Origin of the sequence: Mesorhizobium amorphae (genome assembly GCF_014843845.1) — a bacterium.
GTDB classification, from domain to species: Bacteria; Pseudomonadota; Alphaproteobacteria; order Rhizobiales; family Rhizobiaceae; genus Mesorhizobium; species Mesorhizobium amorphae_A.
The window spans coordinates 1-604 of sequence record NZ_JHQS01000088.1 but is presented as its reverse complement, the minus strand read 5'-3'; the positions used below and the strand labels follow the sequence as shown (position 1 = coordinate 604).

The 604-nt window shown below is 59.6% G+C and carries 1 protein-coding gene; it reads left to right on the top strand.

Translation table 11 applies throughout. The features are described 5' to 3' along the window. The coding region (locus tag DH08_RS30110; protein ID WP_192182892.1) for a transposase at positions 1–299 on the top strand (299 nt) is incomplete at its 5' end. Positions 300–604 lie beyond the last annotated feature (305 nt).

The window sequence follows — 604 nt, the reverse complement described above, 5'->3', positions numbered from 1 at the left end:
CGGCATGGCTCGGTCTCGTGCCGAAACAACGATCCAGTGGAGGGCGAGCCCGCCTGTTCGGCATCAGCAAGCGCGGCGATCGCTATCTGCGCACATTGATGATCCATGGCGCTCGCGCTGCGCTCGGCAAAGCAGCGGGCAAGCAGGATCCTCGAAGCCTTTGGCTTAGTAAGTTGCGGCAAAGGCGGCATCCCAATGTCGCGGCTGTCGCGCTCGCCAACAAGAATGCGAGGATCGTGTGGGCCATGCTCTCGGGCGGCACAGTCTACGAGCACGCACCATCGGTGAAAGCAGCTTGAGGCGAAGCGGCAAACGAAGGAATAACAGAAGGAGGTCTCACCCCAGCAATTGCAGCAAAATGGTAGGAGATGGTGAAACGGTCATCCGTCGCTTCCTGAACCTGGTGTGTGGACCGGCTTGGCTTCGGCCAATGTCTAGGGGCCGATGAGGTGGAAGCGCGCGAAAATCCATCGGGGCTCGCGGCGACGACGTTGTCCAGCCGCATCTGGAAGCCGGATATACGTCAGCAGTTGTGACCGACGATCTTGATCTAGCCGACCTGTTGCAATCGGGCGGGGTCCATATACGTCCACATATGGGTCAT